Annotated in this window: 16 protein-coding genes; 6 read left to right on the plus strand and 10 right to left on the minus strand. The window is 38.1% G+C overall.

Going from position 1 to position 20,185, the window contains the following annotated elements; translation table 11 throughout:
• Positions 1-24: 24 nt before the first annotated feature.
• Together Q1K34_RS01630 and Q1K34_RS01635 are read right to left on the minus strand one after the other, a co-directional pair.
• Positions 25-555, minus strand: a complete 531-nt coding sequence (locus Q1K34_RS01630) for a nuclear transport factor 2 family protein (RefSeq protein ID WP_300433926.1) — start codon at positions 553-555, stop codon at positions 25-27.
• 40 nt (positions 556-595) lie between these two features.
• A complete protein-coding gene (locus tag Q1K34_RS01635; protein WP_300433927.1) occupies positions 596-1,216 on the minus strand; it encodes a hypothetical protein in 621 nt (206 codons plus the stop codon).
• A gap of 90 nt (positions 1,217-1,306) precedes the next feature.
• Between Q1K34_RS01635 and Q1K34_RS01640 the strand changes: the two genes are divergently transcribed.
• Positions 1,307-2,269 carry an NAD-dependent epimerase/dehydratase family protein gene (locus tag Q1K34_RS01640; protein WP_300433928.1) on the plus strand — a complete coding sequence of 321 codons (963 nt, stop codon included), beginning with the start codon at positions 1,307-1,309 and terminating at the stop codon, positions 2,267-2,269.
• A gap of 54 nt (positions 2,270-2,323) precedes the next feature.
• Here the strand turns inward: Q1K34_RS01640 and Q1K34_RS01645 are convergent, their stop codons facing one another.
• The 4 genes from Q1K34_RS01645 to aspS form a co-directional block, all read right to left on the minus strand.
• Positions 2,324-2,518, minus strand: a complete 195-nt coding sequence (locus Q1K34_RS01645) for a cold shock domain-containing protein (RefSeq protein WP_300433929.1) — start codon at positions 2,516-2,518, stop codon at positions 2,324-2,326.
• 90 nt (positions 2,519-2,608) lie between these two features.
• Positions 2,609-2,848, minus strand: a complete 240-nt coding sequence (locus Q1K34_RS01650) for a hypothetical protein (protein ID WP_300433930.1) — start codon at positions 2,846-2,848, stop codon at positions 2,609-2,611.
• An 11-nt stretch (positions 2,849-2,859) separates the two neighbouring features.
• Complete coding sequence (locus Q1K34_RS01655; protein ID WP_300433931.1) at positions 2,860-4,650, minus strand: chloride channel protein; 1,791 nt, start codon at positions 4,648-4,650, stop codon at positions 2,860-2,862.
• Positions 4,651-4,704: 54 nt separating this feature from the next.
• Entirely contained in the window at positions 4,705-6,453 is a 1,749-nt protein-coding gene (gene aspS, locus Q1K34_RS01660; RefSeq protein ID WP_300433932.1) for an aspartate--tRNA ligase, read from the minus strand.
• A 229-nt stretch (positions 6,454-6,682) separates the two neighbouring features.
• On the opposite strand from aspS, the gene Q1K34_RS01665 reads away from it, so the two are divergent.
• Positions 6,683-7,045 (plus strand): nicotinic acid mononucleotide adenyltransferase, encoded by a 363-nt coding sequence (locus Q1K34_RS01665; protein WP_300433933.1) that lies wholly within the window; start codon positions 6,683-6,685, stop codon positions 7,043-7,045.
• Between the two features lie 52 nt (positions 7,046-7,097).
• Here Q1K34_RS01665 and Q1K34_RS01670 read toward each other — a convergent pair whose 3' ends face one another.
• Genes Q1K34_RS01670 through Q1K34_RS01685 form a run of 4 tightly spaced genes read right to left on the minus strand, consistent with a single transcriptional unit; the run spans position 7,098 to position 13,778 of the window.
• Positions 7,098-10,598 (minus strand): efflux RND transporter permease subunit, encoded by a 3,501-nt coding sequence (locus tag Q1K34_RS01670; RefSeq protein WP_300433934.1) that lies wholly within the window; start codon positions 10,596-10,598, stop codon positions 7,098-7,100.
• A 15-nt stretch (positions 10,599-10,613) separates the two neighbouring features.
• On the minus strand, positions 10,614-11,774 hold the full coding sequence (locus tag Q1K34_RS01675; protein ID WP_300433935.1) for an efflux RND transporter periplasmic adaptor subunit: 1,161 nt from the start codon (positions 11,772-11,774) through the stop codon (positions 10,614-10,616).
• 22 nt (positions 11,775-11,796) lie between these two features.
• Positions 11,797-13,182 carry a TolC family protein gene (locus tag Q1K34_RS01680; protein WP_300433936.1) on the minus strand — a complete coding sequence of 462 codons (1,386 nt, stop codon included), beginning with the start codon at positions 13,180-13,182 and terminating at the stop codon, positions 11,797-11,799.
• Complete coding sequence (locus Q1K34_RS01685) at positions 13,179-13,778, minus strand: TetR/AcrR family transcriptional regulator (RefSeq protein ID WP_300433937.1); 600 nt, start codon at positions 13,776-13,778, stop codon at positions 13,179-13,181. The genes Q1K34_RS01680 and Q1K34_RS01685 overlap by 4 nt, the downstream gene beginning before the upstream one ends.
• A 142-nt stretch (positions 13,779-13,920) precedes the next feature.
• Here Q1K34_RS01685 and Q1K34_RS01690 point away from each other — a divergent pair, with 142 nt between their 5' ends.
• The 4 genes from Q1K34_RS01690 (at position 13,921) to Q1K34_RS01705 (ending at position 20,120) form a co-directional block, all read left to right on the plus strand.
• Positions 13,921-14,895 (plus strand): polyprenyl synthetase family protein, encoded by a 975-nt coding sequence (locus Q1K34_RS01690; protein ID WP_300433938.1) that lies wholly within the window; start codon positions 13,921-13,923, stop codon positions 14,893-14,895.
• 266 nt (positions 14,896-15,161) lie between these two features.
• Complete coding sequence (locus Q1K34_RS01695; protein WP_300433939.1) at positions 15,162-17,942, plus strand: 2-oxoglutarate dehydrogenase E1 component; 2,781 nt, start codon at positions 15,162-15,164, stop codon at positions 17,940-17,942.
• Positions 17,943-17,986: 44 nt separating this feature from the next.
• Positions 17,987-19,270, plus strand: a complete 1,284-nt coding sequence (odhB, locus tag Q1K34_RS01700; RefSeq protein WP_300433940.1) for a 2-oxoglutarate dehydrogenase complex dihydrolipoyllysine-residue succinyltransferase — start codon at positions 17,987-17,989, stop codon at positions 19,268-19,270.
• 355 nt (positions 19,271-19,625) lie between these two features.
• A complete protein-coding gene (locus tag Q1K34_RS01705) occupies positions 19,626-20,120 on the plus strand; it encodes a hypothetical protein (protein WP_300433941.1) in 495 nt (164 codons plus the stop codon).
• Positions 20,121-20,185: the final 65 nt, after the last annotated feature.

The raw sequence follows: 20,185 nt of genomic DNA on the forward strand, positions 1-20,185 counted from the left end.
TGATTTTGATTTCCTTTAATAAAATTAGTTCTTCTTTAATTTTGAAGTAAGTTTTTCATCAAATTCTTGTTTCATGCTGGTAATTTCATCAACATTATCATTAGGAATCGTCAGGGAAAGAACGTAGTGGTGAATTTTCCATTTTCCGTTCTCTTTCATTACCACACCAGAACCCCTACAGATCCCCATATGAGTATCTAAAAGTTCATCAAACCATGCAACCCGTAAATTTTCATGAACGTAGATATTCCTCTCCAGTGTAGAAAAGCTCCAGGCTTTACCAGCATCGAAATAAGGTTTGGAGAATTTTTTGAATTCGGGCAATGTCCAGTTTTCTGTAGCAGCGGTACCTATAAATACGGCATCTTCGGTCATCAGGTTAAAGTAATTCTCAAAATTTGCAGAAGCTGCAGCCTTATGCCATTTACCCAGGCTTTGGTTGATCTGTCTTTTTACAGCATTAAGATTTTCTTCGGTATTCTTAACCTGAGCGATTAGATCTCGTGCCGAAAGGGATGCCGCAAAAACAATTAAAATGAGCATTAATTTTTTCATTGGTCTAAATTTGTAATAAGTTACGACATTTCGTAGGTGTTTAAAAATCTTCGGAAGTTGAATCCTGCTCTCTTTCCATTTTTTCAAATTCGTCCAATTCTTTTTCAAAATCTTCCAGGGATTTTAAGAATATCTCGTTCATCTGGAGTTTTAAATTGTTGAATTCCTGGTGAAGTTCTCTCGTGGTTTGTTGAATATCTTCAGCATCTGGTTCCTGTTTTGCAGAATATTGCTTTAAAAGTTGTGCTTTGGTATTAATTACATTTAACCTCGACTCCACCGGTACCGATTTTAAGCTATCCGGAACCGAATTTTTAAGGGATTCCATAATCTGAGCGATGGCAGGAGCATTGTTCATTACCTGATTAATCGTAGCATTCTCCAGTTGCCTTATTTCATTTTGGGCAGTGATGTATTCCACCCAGTTGAGGGCAAATTTTCTAGCGTCTTCTTCCAGTTTTAATTCGGCTTTTTCAATTTTCAATTCTTTCTGAAATGCGGTTGTGTCCAGTTCATTTTTAATAGAATCCCTGCCATCCTGTTCTGTTCTGCAGGAAGTCAGTATCAAAATAGAGATAAAATAGATGATAATTTTCATACGAAGTAATTCAGCTAATACAAAGTTATTCATTATTTGCTGATATGCTTTTAATAAATTCATATTGCAGGATTCTCAATAAAGAACGTCAAGAAAATACTAAGATTAGGTTTTCCTCTGTATAAATAAATATATTTGCAAAAAATTTAATTTATGGCCGGAAGGATTTTAATAATTGGTGCCTGCGGACAAATTGGTACTGAGTTAACATTGAAATTAAGGGAGATTCATGGCAACGATCAGGTGGTTGCCAGTGATATAAGGGATGGTGCAAAAGAATTGATGGAGTCTGGCCCTTTCGAGATCTTAAATGCAACCGATGAAACTCATATTAGGCAGATCATAAATGATTATAGGGTAAGCGAAGTTTACCTGATGGCAGCGATGTTAAGTGCTACTGCAGAAAAAGCTCCAATGAAAGCCTGGCACCTGAATATGGATTCCTTATTTCATATATTAAATATTGCCAAAGAAGGAATCATTAACAAAGTATTCTGGCCTTCAAGTATTGCTGTATTTGGACCTACCACTCCCAAAGAAAGAACACCTCAAACCACAGTGATGGAGCCAACAACGGTGTACGGAATAAGTAAACAAACCGGTGAACGCTGGTGTGAATATTACCATAGAAAGTTCGGTGTGGATGTGAGGAGCATTCGGTATCCCGGTATTATAAGTTATAAAACCCTACCTGGTGGCGGAACTACAGATTATGCTATCGAGATTTTTCACGAAGCAATAAAAAATTCATCTTATAAAAGTTTCCTTGCGGAAGATGCTGCATTACCTATGATGTATATGGATGATGCTATAAAGGCTACCGTAGATATTATGCAGGCTCCTGCTGAAAAAATAAAGATTAGATCCTCCTATAATCTTTCGGCTATGAGTTTTACTCCGGAAATATTAGCCAGTGAAATTAAGAAACATATTGAGAATTTTGAGATTTCTTACGAACCCGATTTCAGGCAAAGTATAGCGGAGTCATGGCCTTCCAGTATAAATGATTCTGCTGCCCGGGAAGACTGGGGATGGAAACATGAATTTGATTTGGAAAAATTGACCGGCACGATGCTTGAAGGTGTTGGAGAGACATTGAAAACCACAAAGAATTAGAAATAAGAAAAGCCGCTGAAAAGCGGCTTTTACATTTTAATCAGAAAAAATATATTATTCGATCACGCGTACATCTGTAGCGTTCACTCCTTTTTTTCCTTCTGTTTCCTCATACTCAACTCTATCTCCTTCTTGAAGAGTTTCACCGTTTAAACCGGTGATGTGTACGAAAATGTCTCTTTTGGTGTCGTCGTTGGTAATGAATCCATAACCTTTTGATTCATTGAAAAATTTTACTGTGCCTTGCATAAAAATAATAATTAATAAAGCACAAACATAATAGATAAAATTTTAGAATCGGTTGAATATCAGAATTTTTTATGATTTTTTTGTAGGTATTTAGTCAATTCCTTTCTCTCTCATTTTCTTCATATTCTCGTCTGAGAGTGTGTAATCTTTCAGTTTTTTACCTCTCCAACGCACTATCAAAAAAATTGGCATAAGGATAAATGCACTTGCCAGGACTGAAATTCCAATAATTCTGTCCCCTGTTAAAATTCTATCGGTCAACCTGAAATAGAACCCAATGCCTATAGCGATTAAAATTGCTATTCCGAGTATTTTCATAAATAATTTCATTCGTACTTATTTTAAACAGTCACTTCTATTAGTTTTTTCCGGTAGGCGGTGAGAAGTTTTGATTTTGAAATAAATCCGGCATATTTTCCTTTTTCCACGACCGGTAAATTCCAGGCATCACTTTCCTGAAATTTTTTCATAATAGCCTTCATCCTATCTGTTTCCATATCAATTATCTCCGGCGCCTGTTGCATGATGTCCTGAACTTTTACTTCATTATATAATTTTTCATTAAACATGATAGAACGAATATCATCCAATAAGATGATCCCCATAAAATTACGATCTTCATCAATTACAGGAAAGATATTCCGGGAAGATTTTATAACCCCTTCGTGTATCACATCGCCAAGGTTCATATCTATTCTCAATGGAATAAAATTCTTCTCGATCACATTCGAAATATTCATCAAAGTTAATACCGTTTGGTCTTTGTCGTGCGTTAAAAGATCACCGCGCTGGGCCAATTCCATCGTATAAACCGAATGTGGCTGGAATTTACTGGTGATCATATAAGATATGGCCGCTGTGATCATTAAAGGAATAAACAATTCATAGCCATGGGTAAGTTCAGCAATAAGGAAAATTGCGGTTAAAGGGGCGTGGAGTACACCTGCCATTAATCCGGCCATTCCCACGAGTGTAAAGTTACTTACAGGGATAGTTTCCTTAAATATACCGAGGTTATTGAGAATTAAGGCAAAACCATGGCCGAGTGCACTGCCCATAAACATTACTGGTGCAAAAATTCCTCCTACACCACCTGCACTTAACGTTAAAGATGTAGCAACAATTTTAAAGAGAACAAGTCCCAATAATAAAGAGATCACTACCCAAATATTATCTAGATAGGCGTTAAAGAGATTAGTGCCCAGCGCTTCCAGATAATTTTCCTGAAGCAGATTATTTACTACACTGTAGCCTTCCCCGTAAAGCGGTGGGATAAAAAATATGATCAACCCCAGTAAAAGTCCGCAGGTTATCAGTCTTAAAATATTAGACCTAATTCCAGACATTAGCTTGGTAAGCTTAAAATGAACTTTAGAGAAATAAATTGAAAAAACGGCAGTAACAATTCCTAATAAAATATAATAGGGCACTTCTGAAACTGTAAAAGCCTCTTCCAACTGGAAAGGTAAGATTATCTCACTTCCGAAGAAAAAATAGGAGGTAAGTACGGCAGAAACAGAGGCGATAAGTAGCGGTAAAAGAGAAGTTAATGTTAGGTCCAGGCTAAAAACCTCAATGGCAAATATAATTGCCGCAATGGGAGCATTGAAGATAGAAGACATGGCCCCGGCTGCAGCGCAGCCAATAAGTAATGTCCTCGTGGTTTGGTTTAGTAAGAACATTCTGGATAAATTGGAACCTATGGAAGCACCCGTTGCTACGGTAGGAGCCTCTAACCCCACAGATCCTCCAAAACCTACGGTTATGGGAGCTGTAATTAATGAAGAATACATCTGGTAACGCTTCATGATTCCTTTTTGTCTGGAAATAGCATAGAGCGTAGCGGGTATTCCCTGTCCTACTTTTCTTCGCAGGATGAATTTGAAGATGAGGTATACTATGAGAAGGCCGATTACCGGAAATACAAAATAAAAGGCGTTATGATAACTTATGATGTTATCAGCTTTCAGAAAAACCTGGATGAAATGAGTAAGGTTTTTAATGACTACCGCACAAATCCCAGCGATAAAACCAATCAGCGCACTAATAATCATCAGGAATTGACGATGAGAGAGGTTCCTGGACTTCCAGTTCAAAAACCTGTGTAATAAAGAATTTCTGAATTTAGCCACTCTCTGATAATTAGCCTGTGAATAAAAAATCCCGCAATACGCGGGATGTTATTTTTATAATTTCAGCTGAAGATGTAACTCGTTAAGTTGCTCTTCATCAAGTTTTGCAGGAGCATCTATCATTACATCGCGACCTGCATTATTCTTAGGAAATGCAATGAAATCCCTAATACTTTCCTGGCCTCCTAAAATAGCTACCAGTCTATCGAAGCCAAAAGCGATCCCGCCGTGTGGGGGTGCTCCATATTGAAAAGCATCCATCAAAAATCCAAATTGCTCTTTTGCCTCTTCAGGAGTAAAGCCAAGATATTTGAACATTTGAGATTGAGTTTCTTTATCGTGAATTCTGATAGAACCACCACCAATTTCGTTACCATTTAATACCAGGTCATAGGCGTTTGCCCGTACTTTTCCCGGTTCAGTTTCCAATAAAGCAAAATCTTCTTTTTTAGGAGAAGTGAAAGGATGGTGCATGGCGTGGAATCTTTGTGTTTCTTCATCCCACTCCAAAAGAGGGAAATCTACTACCCATAATGGAGCAAATTCATCTGCCTTTCTTAATGCAAGCTCATTACCTAAATGCATCCTAAGAGCACTTAGCTGAGTTCTTGTTTTTGCGGCATCACCAGCCATGACCAAAATAAGATCACCTGGGCTTGCTTCGGTTGCCTCTGCCCAATTTTTCAGGTCTTCCTGAGAATAGAATTTATCTACAGAAGATTTTAAGCTTCCATCTTCATTATATTTTACCCAAACGAGTCCGTTTGCGCCAACTTGCGGTCTTTTTACCCATGAAATAAGATTGTCAATCTCTTTTCTGGTAAAGCTTGCAGCTCCCGGTACTGATATTCCAACTACCAGTTCCTGCTGATCAAATACATTAAAGCCTTTGTTTTTCGCGAGATCATTAAGTTCAGCAAACTCCATCCCGAAACGAATGTCCGGTTTATCATTTCCATATTTTTTCATGGCCTCTTCAAAGGTCATTCTGGGAAATTCACCTACTTCAACTCCTTTAATTTCTTTCAATAAATGTCTGGTAAGGCCTTCAAAAATATTCAGAATATCCTCCTGATCTACAAAAGCCATTTCGCAGTCTATCTGTGTAAATTCCGGCTGACGGTCTGCGCGAAGGTCTTCATCTCTGAAGCATTTCACGATTTGGAAATATTTATCCATTCCGCCTACCATTAACAACTGCTTAAAAGTTTGAGGAGATTGGGGAAGGGCGTAAAACTGGCCTTCGTTCATTCTACTGGGAACTACAAAATCGCGGGCACCTTCAGGAGTAGATTTTATTAGATACGGAGTTTCAATTTCAATGAACCCCTCGTTAGAAAGATAGTTTCTTACTTTCATTCCCACCTGGTGGCGGAACATTAACTTATTCTTTACCGGATTTCTTCTAATATCAAGATACCTGTATTTCATTCTAAGGTCTTCCCCACCATCAGTTTCATCTTCAATAGTAAAAGGAGGGGTTTTGGAAGAATTCAGTAATTTAAAGTCTTCTACCAATACTTCAATCTCACCTGTTGGTATATTTGAATTTTTAGACTCCCTTTCTATCACGGTTCCTTCAACCTGGATTACGAATTCCCGCGCGAGGTTTCCGGCTTTATCCATTAATTCTTTTGAAGAGCGTTCCTCATCAAATATTAACTGCGTTAGGCCGTAGCGATCACGAAGATCTACCCAGATCATAAAACCTTTATTTCTAACTTTCTGCACCCATCCGGAGAGGGTCACTTTGTTACTGATCTGTTGTGCGCTGAGTTCGCCGCAGGTATGACTTCTGTACATTTTATTCTTCGAATTTAGAATGGGCACAAAAGTAAGAAGTTAAACACTTTTACTGAACCTTTCCATCTTAAAAATTATATCATTTTATTTCAGCCTTATTCATTATTAACATTGTAAACTGCTGAAAAACAGATTTAAAAGGATTTAATGTTAAGTTAATGTTATGTAAATATTGATTGTTTGTAAACTTTCACTATATTTGTAATGCTAACGTTAATAGAAAAGAGCTATGAAGACTATAAAAAATATATTATTAGCAGGAATATTCCTTATTGGAGGAGTTGCCATGTCGCAAAAAGAAGATAAAAAACCTGTTTTTGAAAAACAGGGGGATTTAATTAAAGGAACGTTTTATTATGAAGATGGAAGTGTTAGACAGGAAGGTACGTACAAGGACGGTAGACTGCACGGAGAGTGGGTTTCTTACAACAAGAACGGTGAAAAGACAGCCATCGCGAATTACGAAAATGGCAAAAAAAGTGGGAAGTGGTTTTTTTGGGCTGAAAATAAACTTACCGAAGTTGACTATCAGAACAGCGTGATCGCTTCTGTGAATAGCTGGAAAAGTGAAAGTTCACTGGTAAACAACTAAGAAAATAAATATGTAATAAAAAACCCCGAAGCAGTGCTTCGGGGTTTTTGCTTTACAGATTCGCCAGTTTCATTTGTTTTTCCTTTTCTTCCAGTTTGGTTTTCTTTCTTTTTTCACGCTTCTCCCTGAATTTGATCTTTGCCCTGTTCACTAAATAAAACATTACTGGGATAATCACCAGGGTTAAGAAGGTCGCGAAGATTAATCCGAAGATTACGGTCCAGGCCAATGGCCCCCAGAATATCACGTTGTCACCGCCAATATAAATTCCCGGGTCATAATCTGTAAACAAACCAAAGAAGTCTATATTTAACCCTACTGCTAGAGGGATTAGCCCCAGCACCGTTGTAATAGCCGTAAGCAATACAGGTCTAAGCCGAGATCTGCCTCCTGCAACCACAAGTTCAAAATATTCTTTTCGGCTTAAATATTCGTCATCCCTCATATTCATTTCTTCCTTCCTTCGGTCAATTAGAATCTGGGTGTAATCAATGAGTACAATAGCATTGTTCACTACAATCCCTGCCAGCGATATAATTCCCATCATGGTCATGATCACCACGAAATCCATTCCGAATGTTACAAGCCCAAGAAATACCCCCGCTAAACTCAGGACGATAGCCATAAGGATAATGAGAGGTTTGGAAATTGAATTAAACTGTGCAACCAGAATAAGTAAAATCCCACCCATGGCATAGAATAAGGCCAATAATAAGAAACTCATGTTATCTGACTGTTCTTCCTGCTCTCCTGTAAAAGAATAATCAATGTCTGAAGGCATTTCATAATTCTGCAGTTCATCTTTTAATTCATTAACAATTTCGGTAGGGTTATAGCCGCCTAAAACGTTCGAATACACAGTAATGATCCTTTTAAGGTCCTTTCGTTTGATAGAACTAAAAGAGGAGGTATTGCTTTTAGTAATTAATGACGAAATAGGAACCTGTATTAATTTTCCATTATTATTTCTGAAAGTGACGGGTTGGTTGAAAATTGCGCTTTCATCGTACCGGTATTTATCTGCAAACCGAACGTTTATGGGATAGTCATCATCTCCTTCTTTATAGGTAGATATTTCTTCCCCGTAAATAGACCTTCTTAAGGTTTGTCCCACTGCAGCAGTAGATACTCCTAGCTGTCCCGCTTTTTGACGATCTACTTCCACATCCATTTCTGGCTTGGATTTATTTACATCTATTTTAAGTTCTTCAATTCCGGCAATATTGAGTTCTTCGATAAAATTTCGCATGTTTTCAGCTTCACGCAACATGTCTTCATAGTTATCCCCGCTTAATTCAATATTAATAGGATATCCGGTTGGAGGTCCCGCAGCATCTTTTTCAACAATAATGGAAGCTCCCGGAAAACCTTTTACTGCATCCCTAACTTCTGAAAGAACCTTGCTACTTTTTACTCCTCTACGAAGCTGGAATTCACGCATGGAAAGTGTAATCTTCCCTTTGTGCGGCATTGCATTGGACTGGCCGGCATCGGTTTGGGGGTTTCCAGCACCCTCACCAACCTGAGAAATAGCAGACTCCACCATATAATTATATCCATCTTCATCCTCATATTTTTTGATAGCACTAAATACCCGCTCTTCAATTTTCTTGGTAAGCTCATTGGTTTTTTTAATATCGGTTCCCTGAGGATATTCTATATAGGTGATAATTTGATTTGGTTCATTCTCCGGAAAGAATAATACATCCGGTTGCGCTACTGCCACCAGAAAGAAGGATAGAATAAGCACTCCAAATGTTCCGAAGAAAAATGCATATGCTTTTCTTCCTCTTAGCGCATATTTAAGAAAGCCTTCATAAAGATTTTCTAATTTTTTTAAAGCTCTAAACTGAAAATATTCTACAGCTCCGGCGAGGAAATATTTATATACCCACAACATAATTGCAGTAAGGATACTTAGATTACCTATACCACGAAGTCCTGCTATGTTCAACACATATCCTGCAATGAGTAAAACTGCTCCAACACCAGCCAAAATTAAGCTCCATCTAACTAATTTCTTTTTTGTGAGCGAGTTTTCTTCCGTTTCCATAAACTTGGAAGTAAGCATGGAGTTGATGATCAGGGCTACAAATAAAGAGGAGCCAAGCACAACCGAAAGTGTAATTGGGAAATAGATCATGAATTTACCAATTAAGCCGGGCCATAAACCCAGTGGGAAAAAGGCTGCAAGAGTGGTGGCCGTGGAAGCAATAATAGGCCAGGCAATTTCGCCCATCCCCTGTTTGGCGGCTTTCATCCTGGGCATTCCCTGACTCATAAGGGAGTAGACATTTTCTACCACCACAATTCCGTTGTCCACGAGCATTCCCAATCCCATTACCAAACCAAATAGTACCATGGTGTTCATGGTAAAGCCCAGTGATGATAATATAAATAAGGACATCAACATGGAAAGCGGAATGGCAAATCCTACAAAGAGTGCATTTCTAAAGCCCAGGAAGAACATAAGTACCAGCACTACCAGGATCACTCCAAAAATGATATTATTCACCAGGTCATCTACCTGATTTTGCGTTTTTATAGACTGGTCATTAGTTAAGGAAATATGCAGATCTTCCGGAAGATAGTTTTCCTGTTCTTTCTTTATGATCTCTTTAATGCTTTCAACGGCTTCGATCATATTTTTACCAGCCCGTTTTTTAATGTCCAGCATGACTACGGGTTCTCCATATTCCCTGGCGTAGGTCGTAGGATCCTGATTTTTGAAATTAATACTTGCAATATCCCTTAGAAAAATATTGCCGCCGTCAGTTTTTACCACCACATTCTTAAGATCATCCGGATCTTCAATTTCTCCAAGGATCCTAATATTTTTCTGAACACCATTGCTAATAACATTTCCTCCTGAAATAGTGTTATTTTCAGCCCGAACAGCATTGATGATATTATCAAAATTTACCTGTGAAGCGGTCATTTTATAAACATCAACCGCAACTTCTACTTCCTGATCTTCAACACCTCTAATACTCGCCTCTTTAATTGGCTGAAGTAATTCAATCTTATCCTGAAGATATTCAGCATAATCTTTTAGCTGCTGAATGGGATAATTTCCGGTAAGGTTTATGTTTAAGATGGGCTGTTCTTCAGAAAGGTTAAGATCAAAAACATTAGGTTCTACTTTGGCGCCATTATCCAATGTGGGCCAGGTGGTTTCGGCTTTTACCTGGTCTACCTTGTCTTTTACCCGTTGCTTGGCCACCGGGATTTCAACATCTTCTTCAAATTCTACAATTACCATAGAGTAATCCTGAAGAGTAGTGGAGCTAATTTCGCGTACGCCCCCAATATTGTTAAATTCCTCTTCGAGTGGTTCGGTGATGAATTTCTCTACATCTTCCGCCGAGTTCCCTGGATTTACAGAGCTAACATAAATTTTAGTCTCTATAATTTCAGGAAAGGATTCTCTTGGCATCGTGTAATAGGAGAAAACCCCTAAAAATAGGATGATGGCAATAATGACATAGACCGTCATTTTATTTTCGATCGCCCAGGAGGATATACTAAATTCTTTATAAGTGTTCTTGCCCATAATGCAATCTATTTTCTAATTTTTGGTAGTCACTCGTTGACCGTCGCGTACGCTTTTTGCGCCTTCAATAATCACAACGTCACCATCGTTTAAACCGCTTTTTACTTCAATCTGGTTCCCGTAATTTAAACCGATCTCGAGTTTAACTCGTTTTGCAACTCCTATAGAATCGCTTTGTGGTTGGTACAAATAGGCGATAGTTTCGCCTTCAGCATTTTCCTGAAGGATATTTTCGGGGATTGTGATTGCATTTTCATTGGTGTAATCATTCACCTTTACCGTGGCAATAAGGTTTGGTTTAACCTGTCCGTTTTTATTCGGAATGTCAATTTCCACATCAAAAGTCCTGTTGTCTGGGTTAATATAATTACCTACCTGCCGAACAGTTCCTTTAAATTCCTGTCCTATTGAGGAGAGATTAATGCTTACCTCGGTGCCAACCCGGATATTATTCAAGTAATTCTCAGGTAAAGAAGCTTTTACATACATATCACTAAGGTCTACCAGTCTGATCACTTGAGTTTGCCCCTGATTTACCACCTGGCCCTGTTCGGCCATCACATTATCAATCACACCGCTAAAAGGTGCCTTAATAACAGTTTTGGCTAATTGGGATTTAAGCTGGTTCGTCGCATCTAAAGAAGCTTCGTAATTAGCTTTGGCTTCTAAAAATTGAATTTCTGAACCTATCTTTTGATCCCATAAGCGTTTTCTTCTTTCGTAAGTAGTTTTGGCAAGAGCCGTTTGGGTTTCCTGCTGGGCTACCTGGCTACTAAGACCGCCATCATCTATTTTGGCCAATCTTTGCCCTTTAGAGACTCGTTGTCCTTCATTTACATAAACCTTGGTGAGTACTCCGGAATATTCCGGATAGATAATAATATTTTGATCGGTTTCCACATTTCCCTGTACTTCCACAAAATGTTTAAAAATAGTATCATTGAGCGTTTCCGTAGAAACCAGAATTGCCGCCTGTTTCTTCTCTTTTTTCTGAATAAAATTGTTCAGTTTCTCGATTTCGGCTTTTAATTCCCGCTGCTGGTTGCTCAATTCGGTTTTTCTGGCTTTAATGGCAGAAAGATCCCCATTATCAATAAGTGTATCTGCAGATTTATCTTCATCTCCGCAGGAGCTAAAGAAAAGCGCAGCAATAAGTATGAATAGAAACTTTTTCATGGAAATATAGTTACTAAGTTGTTTAATTGTCATAATATTCAGAATAAGTAGTGGTGTCTAACAGATTTTCTAATTTGGCTTTTTGGGTGATTACATCCAACATTGCCTGCAAATACTCCTGTTGTGCCTGGTATAACTGTCTTTGTGCCTCACTAAGTTCGAAACTGGTAGCTAAGCCTTCAAAGAATTTAATCTGGTTTTTATTTTCCATTCGCTCTGCCAGCTCCAGGTTCTGTTTCTTATTTTGGTAGTTTTCAAGGCTAAAACTATAATCGTTCTTCGCGGTTTGGATATCGAGTTTTATCCTATTTTTAGTTTGCTCCAGTTCAAGAAGGGATTGTTCGTAAGCAAGTTCTTTTTGTGCAGTTCTGGCACTTCGCATCCCGCTGCTAAAAATTGGTATATTTAAACTAAGGCCCAGAACAGACTGGTCAAAATAGATCTGGTTATTGGTGAAAAATGTAAACTCATCGCTATTGCCCTGGGCTCCGTAATTTACAAAAGCTGAAAGGCTAGGTAAAGCTTTACTTTTTTCCAGTTTTACTTCAACTTCGGCACTGTTTGCCTGATCTTCAGCAATACGATAATCTATATTCTTTTCTACATTTATTTCTTTGGAAAGCAATAAAAGGTCAAAATTTTCCATGCTTAACTGGTTAAGATCATCTTCTACCTGTATAGGTCTTTCTACAGGGATTCCCATCGTTACTTTTAGCATATCATAGGCAACGTCTTCCATTCGCACGGCATTATTTAAATTTACCTGTAGCCCCAGGGAGGTGATTTTTAGTTGTTCCACCTCTTCTTCTTCTGCCAGTCCATTTTCAAAAATTTTCTCGGTATCATTGAGATTTTTTTCAACTGTTTCTAAATTTCTTTCCAGAATGGCGACACTTTCCTTGGCTAATAAAACATTGCCATAAGCATCTGTAATGGCTTTCTTTACTTCCAAATCTGTTTTTATCTTAGCGTTTTCTGTTATTTGAAGCAGGGTTTTGGCAGATTGGATCCCTACAATATAGGAGCCATCAAATATTAATTGATTCCATGTAGCCGTAGCTGTAAGATTTTGTTTTGTGCCAAAAGTAACGGGTACAAATGTTCCAGGTGCACCGCCAGCGATTTCGCCAGGTAAAAGTGTCACTGGTTGAATTAGATTATTTCGGTATTCGGCATTCGCGCTAATTTGAGGTAAGCCCTGTGAAATTATTTCCCATTTTTGTTTTAAGGCAATCGCCACATCCTTACTGGCAATCTGGGAATTGTAGGCATTTTCCAGTCCATATCTTACCGCTTCTTCCAGGCTAAAACTATATTCGGGGTTAGGAAGTGTATCCTGAGCATACAGGCTCAAGTTTAAAGATACTCCTACGAGAAGTAGGATTTTTTTTATAATTGAAATACTCATGAGGTTGCTATAAATTCTTCTAAAGTTTTAATTCCTTTTGGGGTGCATATTGCCCGTAGGTGGTAGTTCAGGAATTCTTCGGTGAGATCCTGTTCGCTAAATTCCTCCAGCGGAAACATTTCTTTGTCTTTTATTCCCATCATTCCTACAAAATGGATGCGGGTCACAAAGGGGACATTGATTTTTTTCCGGTAATACCCCAGTTCAATCCCACGTCCAATATTATCTTCCACACAATCCTCCAGCACATTAAATTGTTCTTCTATAAGATTTTCAAAGATTTTAGGATAATACTTCTTTAACTGAAAATGAGGAGAGGTTTGCTCCCCTTTTAAATGCTGATTTACAAAACGTTTAATCTCAAAATTTTCAATAACCGGGTTGAGGTTTCTTGCTCTCACTTTATTGATGCCTTCAGAAATAGTTTTTAATAAGTGGGATCCACTGGCCTGCACCAATTTATTTTTTGTAGAATAATGGGCATATATAGTTTTCTTGGATATCCCCAGTTTTTCTGCAATATCGTCCATGGTCACACTCTTAAAACCAAAACTCAGGAACATCTCGGTAGCCGTATTCAGTATTTTTTCTTCCAACGCTTTCTTTAAATTTTTGGCAAATATAAACTATGGAAACTTTAGAAACAATAAAAGTTTCCATAGTTTACTATTATTTAACATTGGAAGAGAATTTGAATTACTTTCATTTATGGTATTTTAGCGGAAAATTTATTACTTCATGCATGCCATTTCCCAGTATCGAGAAGCTATAATCGACTATCTGCACGAAAAGATTAAAATAAAGGAACCTGTAAATTTATATGAACCAATGGTTTATATACTGGAACAGGGAGGGAAAAGATTAAGACCGGTTTTGGTATTAATGGCGACTGAAATTTTTGACTGCAACTACAAAAAGGCATTGGATGCGGCCTTAGCGATCGAGGTATTTCATAATTTTTCCCTGGTACATGACGATATTATGGACGATGCTCCTATAAGAAGAGGCAAGGAAACGGTGCATGAAAAATGGGATATCAATACAGGAATTCTTTCTGGTGATGCTATGCTCATAAACGCCTATCAGCTTTTTGAGAATTATGAAGGCGAAACTTTTAAAGAATTATCTTCTTTATTTACTAAAACTGCCATCCAGGTTTGTGAAGGTCAGCAGTATGATATTGATTTTGAAACCCGGGATAATGTGAGTATTGAGGATTATCTGCTGATGATTGAATATAAGACGGCCGTATTAGTGGGAGCTTCGTTACAAATGGGCGCAATTGTGGCACAAACCTCTCAGCAATGTAAAGAGGCCATTTATCAATATGGCAGGTTATTGGGTATAGCATTTCAGCTTCAGGACGATTATCTCGATGCTTTTGGCGATCCCGAAACTTTTGGTAAACAGCCGGGAGGAGATATCATTGAAAACAAAAAAACATTCCTTTATCTTAAAACGCTGGAGCTTGCCAGCAGGAGCGAAGCCATACAGCTGGAGCATTTATATAGTATTTCTCCTGTAGAAAATTCCGGAAAAATTGAAGCCGTAAAATCACTTTTTGAAAGTAGTGGTGCGGCAGAACTTACCAGAAAAGAAATAGTAGATTATACCGATAAGGCCTTTAAGATTCTGGATAAAATTCAGTTACCCGAAGAAAAGAAGCAACCCTTGAGAAAATTCGGAGAAATGCTTATGGATCGCCAGGTTTAGCTATCAATAATCGATGTCCGATAAAATTTTGAAGAACGAACCTGAATCCGGCTTCTTATTTATAAAAGCGAAGCGCTCTGGTATCTTTAACCGGACATGAAAATTTTCAATATGAATTAAATTCTTAGTGAATCTGTTCATTTTCAGGCAGTGTTAAAATTCCTATAATCATATAGAGAATTATCATAATGCCTGCAAGCTGTTTTTTTTAAAAATTGTATTTTTGCTATGTTTCTAAAAACAGAAGAGACATTTGTTTCAATTTTATGGATAGATTTTCATTTCTAAACGCTGCTCATACTGCTTATTTCGCAGAACTTTACGATCAATATTTAAAATATCCTGATAGTGTGGAGCCTAGTTGGCGGGCATTTTTCCAGGGTTTTGATTTTGGAATGCAACAAGATGGTGTTGCGGAAGAAGTTTTGGGGGAAGCTCCTGTAGATTTTGCTGAAGGAGAAATACCCTCGTATGTAATTAAGGAATTCCAGGTAATTCGATTGATTGATGGTTACAGGACCAGAGGTCACTTATTCACTAAAACGAATCCTGTAAGAGAACGTAGGAAATATGTTCCATCACTTGATATTTCAAATTTCGGACTTGAGGAAGCAGATCTTGATACGACCTTTAATGCGGGTGATATTCTTGGGATTGGGCCCACTTCTTTAAAGGAGATTATCAGACATCTGGAGAAAATTTATTGTGACTCGATCGGGATCGAATACATGTATATTCGAAAACCTGAAGAGATAGAATGGATTCAGAATAAACTGAACGTTAATGAGAATCATCCTGACTTTAATGAATCTCAAAAGAAACAAATACTTAAAAAGCTTAATGAGGCGGTTTCCTTTGAAAGTTTTCTACATACCAAATATGTAGGGCAAAAGCGTTTTTCACTGGAAGGTGGGGAAAGTTTAATTCCGGCCCTTGACGCGCTTATAGAAAAAGCTGCTGAATTTGGAGTAAAGGAATTCGTTATGGGAATGGCGCACCGTGGAAGGTTGAACACACTTACCAATATCTTCGGAAAAAGTGCCAAGGATATTTTTAGCGAATTTGACGGCAAGGATTACGAACAGGATATTTTTGATGGCGATGTGAAATATCACCTTGGTTGGACTTCCTGCCGCACTACCGATAACGGAAACGAAATAAACATAAATATAGCACCTAACCCTTCCCACCTGGAAACTGTGGGGGCGGTTGTTGAAGGTATAACCCGTGCAAAACAGGATCGCCGTTACGAAGGTGATAACTCTAAGGTTTTACCAATTCTGGTACATGGTGATGCCGCCATTGCAGGACAGGGACTAGTTTATGAATTAGTACAAATGGCTCAGTTGGAGGGTTATCAAACCGGCGGAACCATTCATATTGTTGTTAATAACCAGATTGGATTTACCACGAATTATCTTGATGCAAGAAGTTCTACTTATTGCACAGATGTAGGAAAAGTGACACTTTCTCCTGTACTACACGTCAATGCAGATGATGCAGAAGCAGTGGTGCATGCTATACTCTTCGCATTGGATTTCAGGATGAAATTTAAAAGAGATGTATTTATAGACCTTCTGGGATACAGGAAATATGGACATAATGAAGGGGATGAACCAAGATTTACCCAACCAAAATTATATAAAGCAATTTCCAAGCATGAAAATGCGCGGGATATTTATTTTGAGAAGCTTAAAAAACAGGGAGTAGCTGATGATGAATATTTAAAGAAACTTGAGGAAACCTATAAAGCCGCCCTGGAAGAAAAACTGGAAGATTCCAGAAAAGAAGAAACTACCAGAATTACCCCTTTCATGCAGGATGAGTGGGAAGGTTTTGAAAATGTGCAGGAAGATGAGATGATGTCGAATATTGATACCACATTCGATCTGGAAAAACTGGATAAGGTAGCAGAAGCTATTTCTCAATTGCCCGAGGGCAAGAAGTTTATGAGAAAGATCAAAAAGATCATAGACGGGAGAAAGAAAATGTATTTTGAAGATAATAAGTTGGATTGGTCTATGGCAGAACATCTTGCTTATGGATCTTTAATGGCTGAAGGCTATAATATAAGAATAAGCGGTCAGGATAGTGAGCGCGGAACTTTTTCCCACCGCCATGCTGTAGTGAAAGTAGAAGATAGTGAAGAAGAGATCATTCTACACAATAATATAAAAGAAAGAGATGGCGATTTCTTTATTTATAACTCATTACTTTCAGAATATGGAGTGGTAGGTTTTGATTATGGTTATGCCATGGCAAGTCCAACTACCCTGGCCATCTGGGAGGCTCAGTTCGGAGATTTTGTCAATGGGGCCCAAATTATGATAGATCAGTATATTTCTGCTGCAGAAGACAAATGGAAACTTCAAAACGGATTGGTAATGTTGTTGCCTCATGGCTATGAAGGTCAGGGAGCAGAGCATTCTTCAGGAAGAATGGAACGCTTTCTTCAGCTATGTGCGAAGGATAATATGTACGTGGCAGATATTTCCACTCCTGCGAACATGTTCCATATTCTAAGGAGACAGATGAAAGCTAAATTTAGAAAACCTCTTATCATTTTTACACCTAAAAGCTTACTTCGTCATCCAAAAGTCATCTCTACAAAAGAAGAGTTTGCAACAGGAAGTTTTCAGCCAGTAATTGATGATAGTGAGGCAAAAGTGGAAAATACTAAAACCTTAGTATTCTGTACCGGTAAATTCTACTATGATCTTTTGAAGCACAGGGAAGAAAATGAGAGAGATGATGTTGCTTTGGTAAGGATAGAACAATTATTTCCCTTACCTATTTCAAAGATGAAAGAGGTAATGGATAAGTATAAAAACGCAGATGATGTAGTGTGGGCGCAGGAAGAACCTCGAAATATGGGGGCTTATGCTCATTTGTTGCTTCATTTTGAAGAAGCGCGAAAATTCAGGGTATGCAGTCGTAAATTTTACGGATCCCCAGCAGCCGGGAGTTCGGTGCGTTTCAAGAAACGTCACGAACGTGTCATAAACAGCGTTTTTGATAAGAATTTAAACGAAGAAGAAAATAATTAAGAATCAAATTCCTGAAATTTCGGGAACCAAAATAGATAACAATCATGGCCTTAGAAATGAAAGTTCCTTCACCCGGGGAATCCATCACTGAAGTTGAAATAGCACAGTGGCTGGTAGAAGACGGGGATTACGTTGAAAAAGATCAGGCAGTTGCCGAAGTGGATAGTGATAAAGCAACCCTCGAACTTCCTGCGGAAGCAAGTGGAATTATTACTTTAAAGGCAGAAGAAGGTGATGTGGTAGCAGTTGGTGAGGTAGTATGTTTAATCGATACTGACGCTGATAAACCAGGTGGAGGTGATGATGACAGTTCTGATGATGATAAATCTGCTGAAAAAGAAGAGCAGGAACGCCAGGAAAAGACAGAAGATAAGAAAGATAGCAAAAAGGCGGAAGCTAAAACCGAAGAGCCATCCAAATCAAGCACTCCTGGTCAGAAACAGGATACCTATGCCACTGGAAGTCCTTCTCCGGCTGCAAAGAAGATTCTTGATGAAAAAGGGATTGATTCAAAAGAAGTCAAAGGGTCGGGTAAAGACGGTCGGGTTACTAAACAAGATGCGGTTGAGGCTAAAGCTTCTATGGGAACTCCTGGAACAGGTACTAGAGGAGAAGAGAAGAAAAAAATGTCTATGTTTCGCCGTAAACTGGCAGAACGTCTGGTGAGCGCCAAGAATGATACAGCGATGCTAACTACTTTTAATGAAGTAGACATGTCTCCAATCTTCGAACTAAGAAAAAAATATAAAGAGGAATTTAAGGATAAACATGGAGTGAGTTTAGGATTTATGTCTTTCTTTACTCTCGCAGTAATCAGGGCTTTAGACGAATATCCTGCAGTGAATTCCATGATAGACGGGGATTATCAGATAAGTTATGACTATAAAGATATTAGTATTGCAGTTTCTGGACCCAAAGGTTTAACAGTGCCTGTGATTAGGAATGCTGAAAACTTAAGTTTCCGCGGAGTGGAGGCTGAGGTGAAACGCCTCGCTATTAGAGCTCGTGACGGTAAGATTACCGTAGACGAAATGACCGGAGGAACTTTTACCATAACAAATGGTGGAGTGTTTGGATCTATGTTGTCTACCCCCATAATAAATCCTCCCCAAAGTGCAATCCTTGGAATGCATAATATCGTGGAGCGACCAGTGGCTATTGATGGCCATGTGGAGATAAGACCAATTATGTACGTTGCCCTGTCTTATGACCACAGGATAATTGACGGAAAAGAATCAGTTGGTTTCCTTGTGGCAGTAAAAGAAGCATTGGAAAATCCGGAAGAATTATTGATGGATCAGGATGTGAAAAGGGCTCTGGAATTATAGAGTTTTTTTAAAATAAATAAAAAAAAGGGTTTGCGAAAGCAGACCCTTTTTTATCTCTAACAAAAATTAAAACAAAACTACCAAACGAAAAACGTTCATAGCTAAGACCGTCAAGACTGAAATAGCCAGGATAAAAAAAATGAGCTGAGAAAAAATTTTAGTTTTGATATGAAGCTGATTTAAACACTCAAATCTACTTTTTTAAACTATTGTCGTCCAGGGGATTTTTCCCCTTATTATTTTTCATAATTACGGTGAATTTTTTGTGTTTACTACGTAAATACTTTTTTAACAGGAATTTAGAATCCTAAAATCATAGCTTTTGTAAGTTTGAGTAAACCAAAAAAACATAAAAATGAAGAAGTATTTAATAATTTTTAGTGTTGCTTTTTTAGCACTTACGGCATGTGAAGATCAGAACAACAAAGTTCAGGAAGATATGGATAAGTTGATGACTCAGAATGACAGTATAGAAAAAGTACATTCAACTTTTGAAAGAAAGCATCAGGAAATGACCGGAGAATACGAGGATCTATCTCAAAAACTTCAGAATATGGAGGTGAAAGATTCTACAGTACTGGAGAACCTTGCTTCTAAAGAAGTTATGCTGAAAAAACATGAAGCCTTGATGAGTTCTCATAAGGAAATGATTTCTGCACACAAAGATCTTAAATCTGATTTTGAAGGTATGAGTGATGCAGAAAAACAAGCTCAAATCTCAGAAATGAAGAAACAACATCAGACGATCATGTCTGAGCATGAAAAAATGCGCAGTGAACATGAGCAGATGATGAAGGATTTTGAAGAAATGAGCAAGACGCTTAGCGATACTACGCAAAAAAAGTCATAGAAAACATAATTCAGTAAGAATGGAAAACCCACTGTTTAAGTGGGTTTTTTTATCTAATAAATAGA

It is taken from the genome of Christiangramia sp., from assembly GCF_029937855.1.
Taxonomy (GTDB): Bacteria; Bacteroidota; Bacteroidia; order Flavobacteriales; family Flavobacteriaceae; genus Christiangramia.

Coding starts and splice junctions, on each gene's coding strand:
- Q1K34_RS01630 (WP_300433926.1), bottom strand. CDS start 555: ATGAAAAAATTAATGCTCATTTTAATTGTTTTTGCGGCATCCCTTTCG.
- Q1K34_RS01635 (WP_300433927.1), bottom strand. CDS start 1,216: ATGAATTTATTAAAAGCATATCAGCAAATAATGAATAACTTTGTATTA.
- Q1K34_RS01640 (WP_300433928.1), top strand. CDS start 1,307: ATGGCCGGAAGGATTTTAATAATTGGTGCCTGCGGACAAATTGGTACT.
- Q1K34_RS01645 (WP_300433929.1), bottom strand. CDS start 2,518: ATGCAAGGCACAGTAAAATTTTTCAATGAATCAAAAGGTTATGGATTC.
- Q1K34_RS01650 (WP_300433930.1), bottom strand. CDS start 2,848: ATGAAATTATTTATGAAAATACTCGGAATAGCAATTTTAATCGCTATA.
- aspS (WP_300433932.1), bottom strand. CDS start 6,453: ATGTACAGAAGTCATACCTGCGGCGAACTCAGCGCACAACAGATCAGT.
- Q1K34_RS01665 (WP_300433933.1), top strand. CDS start 6,683: ATGAAGACTATAAAAAATATATTATTAGCAGGAATATTCCTTATTGGA.
- Q1K34_RS01670 (WP_300433934.1), bottom strand. CDS start 10,598: ATGGGCAAGAACACTTATAAAGAATTTAGTATATCCTCCTGGGCGATC.
- Q1K34_RS01675 (WP_300433935.1), bottom strand. CDS start 11,774: ATGAAAAAGTTTCTATTCATACTTATTGCTGCGCTTTTCTTTAGCTCC.
- Q1K34_RS01680 (WP_300433936.1), bottom strand. CDS start 13,182: ATGAGTATTTCAATTATAAAAAAAATCCTACTTCTCGTAGGAGTATCT.
- Q1K34_RS01690 (WP_300433938.1), top strand. CDS start 13,921: ATGCATGCCATTTCCCAGTATCGAGAAGCTATAATCGACTATCTGCAC.
- Q1K34_RS01695 (WP_300433939.1), top strand. CDS start 15,162: ATGGATAGATTTTCATTTCTAAACGCTGCTCATACTGCTTATTTCGCA.
- odhB (WP_300433940.1), top strand. CDS start 17,987: ATGGCCTTAGAAATGAAAGTTCCTTCACCCGGGGAATCCATCACTGAA.
- Q1K34_RS01705 (WP_300433941.1), top strand. CDS start 19,626: ATGAAGAAGTATTTAATAATTTTTAGTGTTGCTTTTTTAGCACTTACG.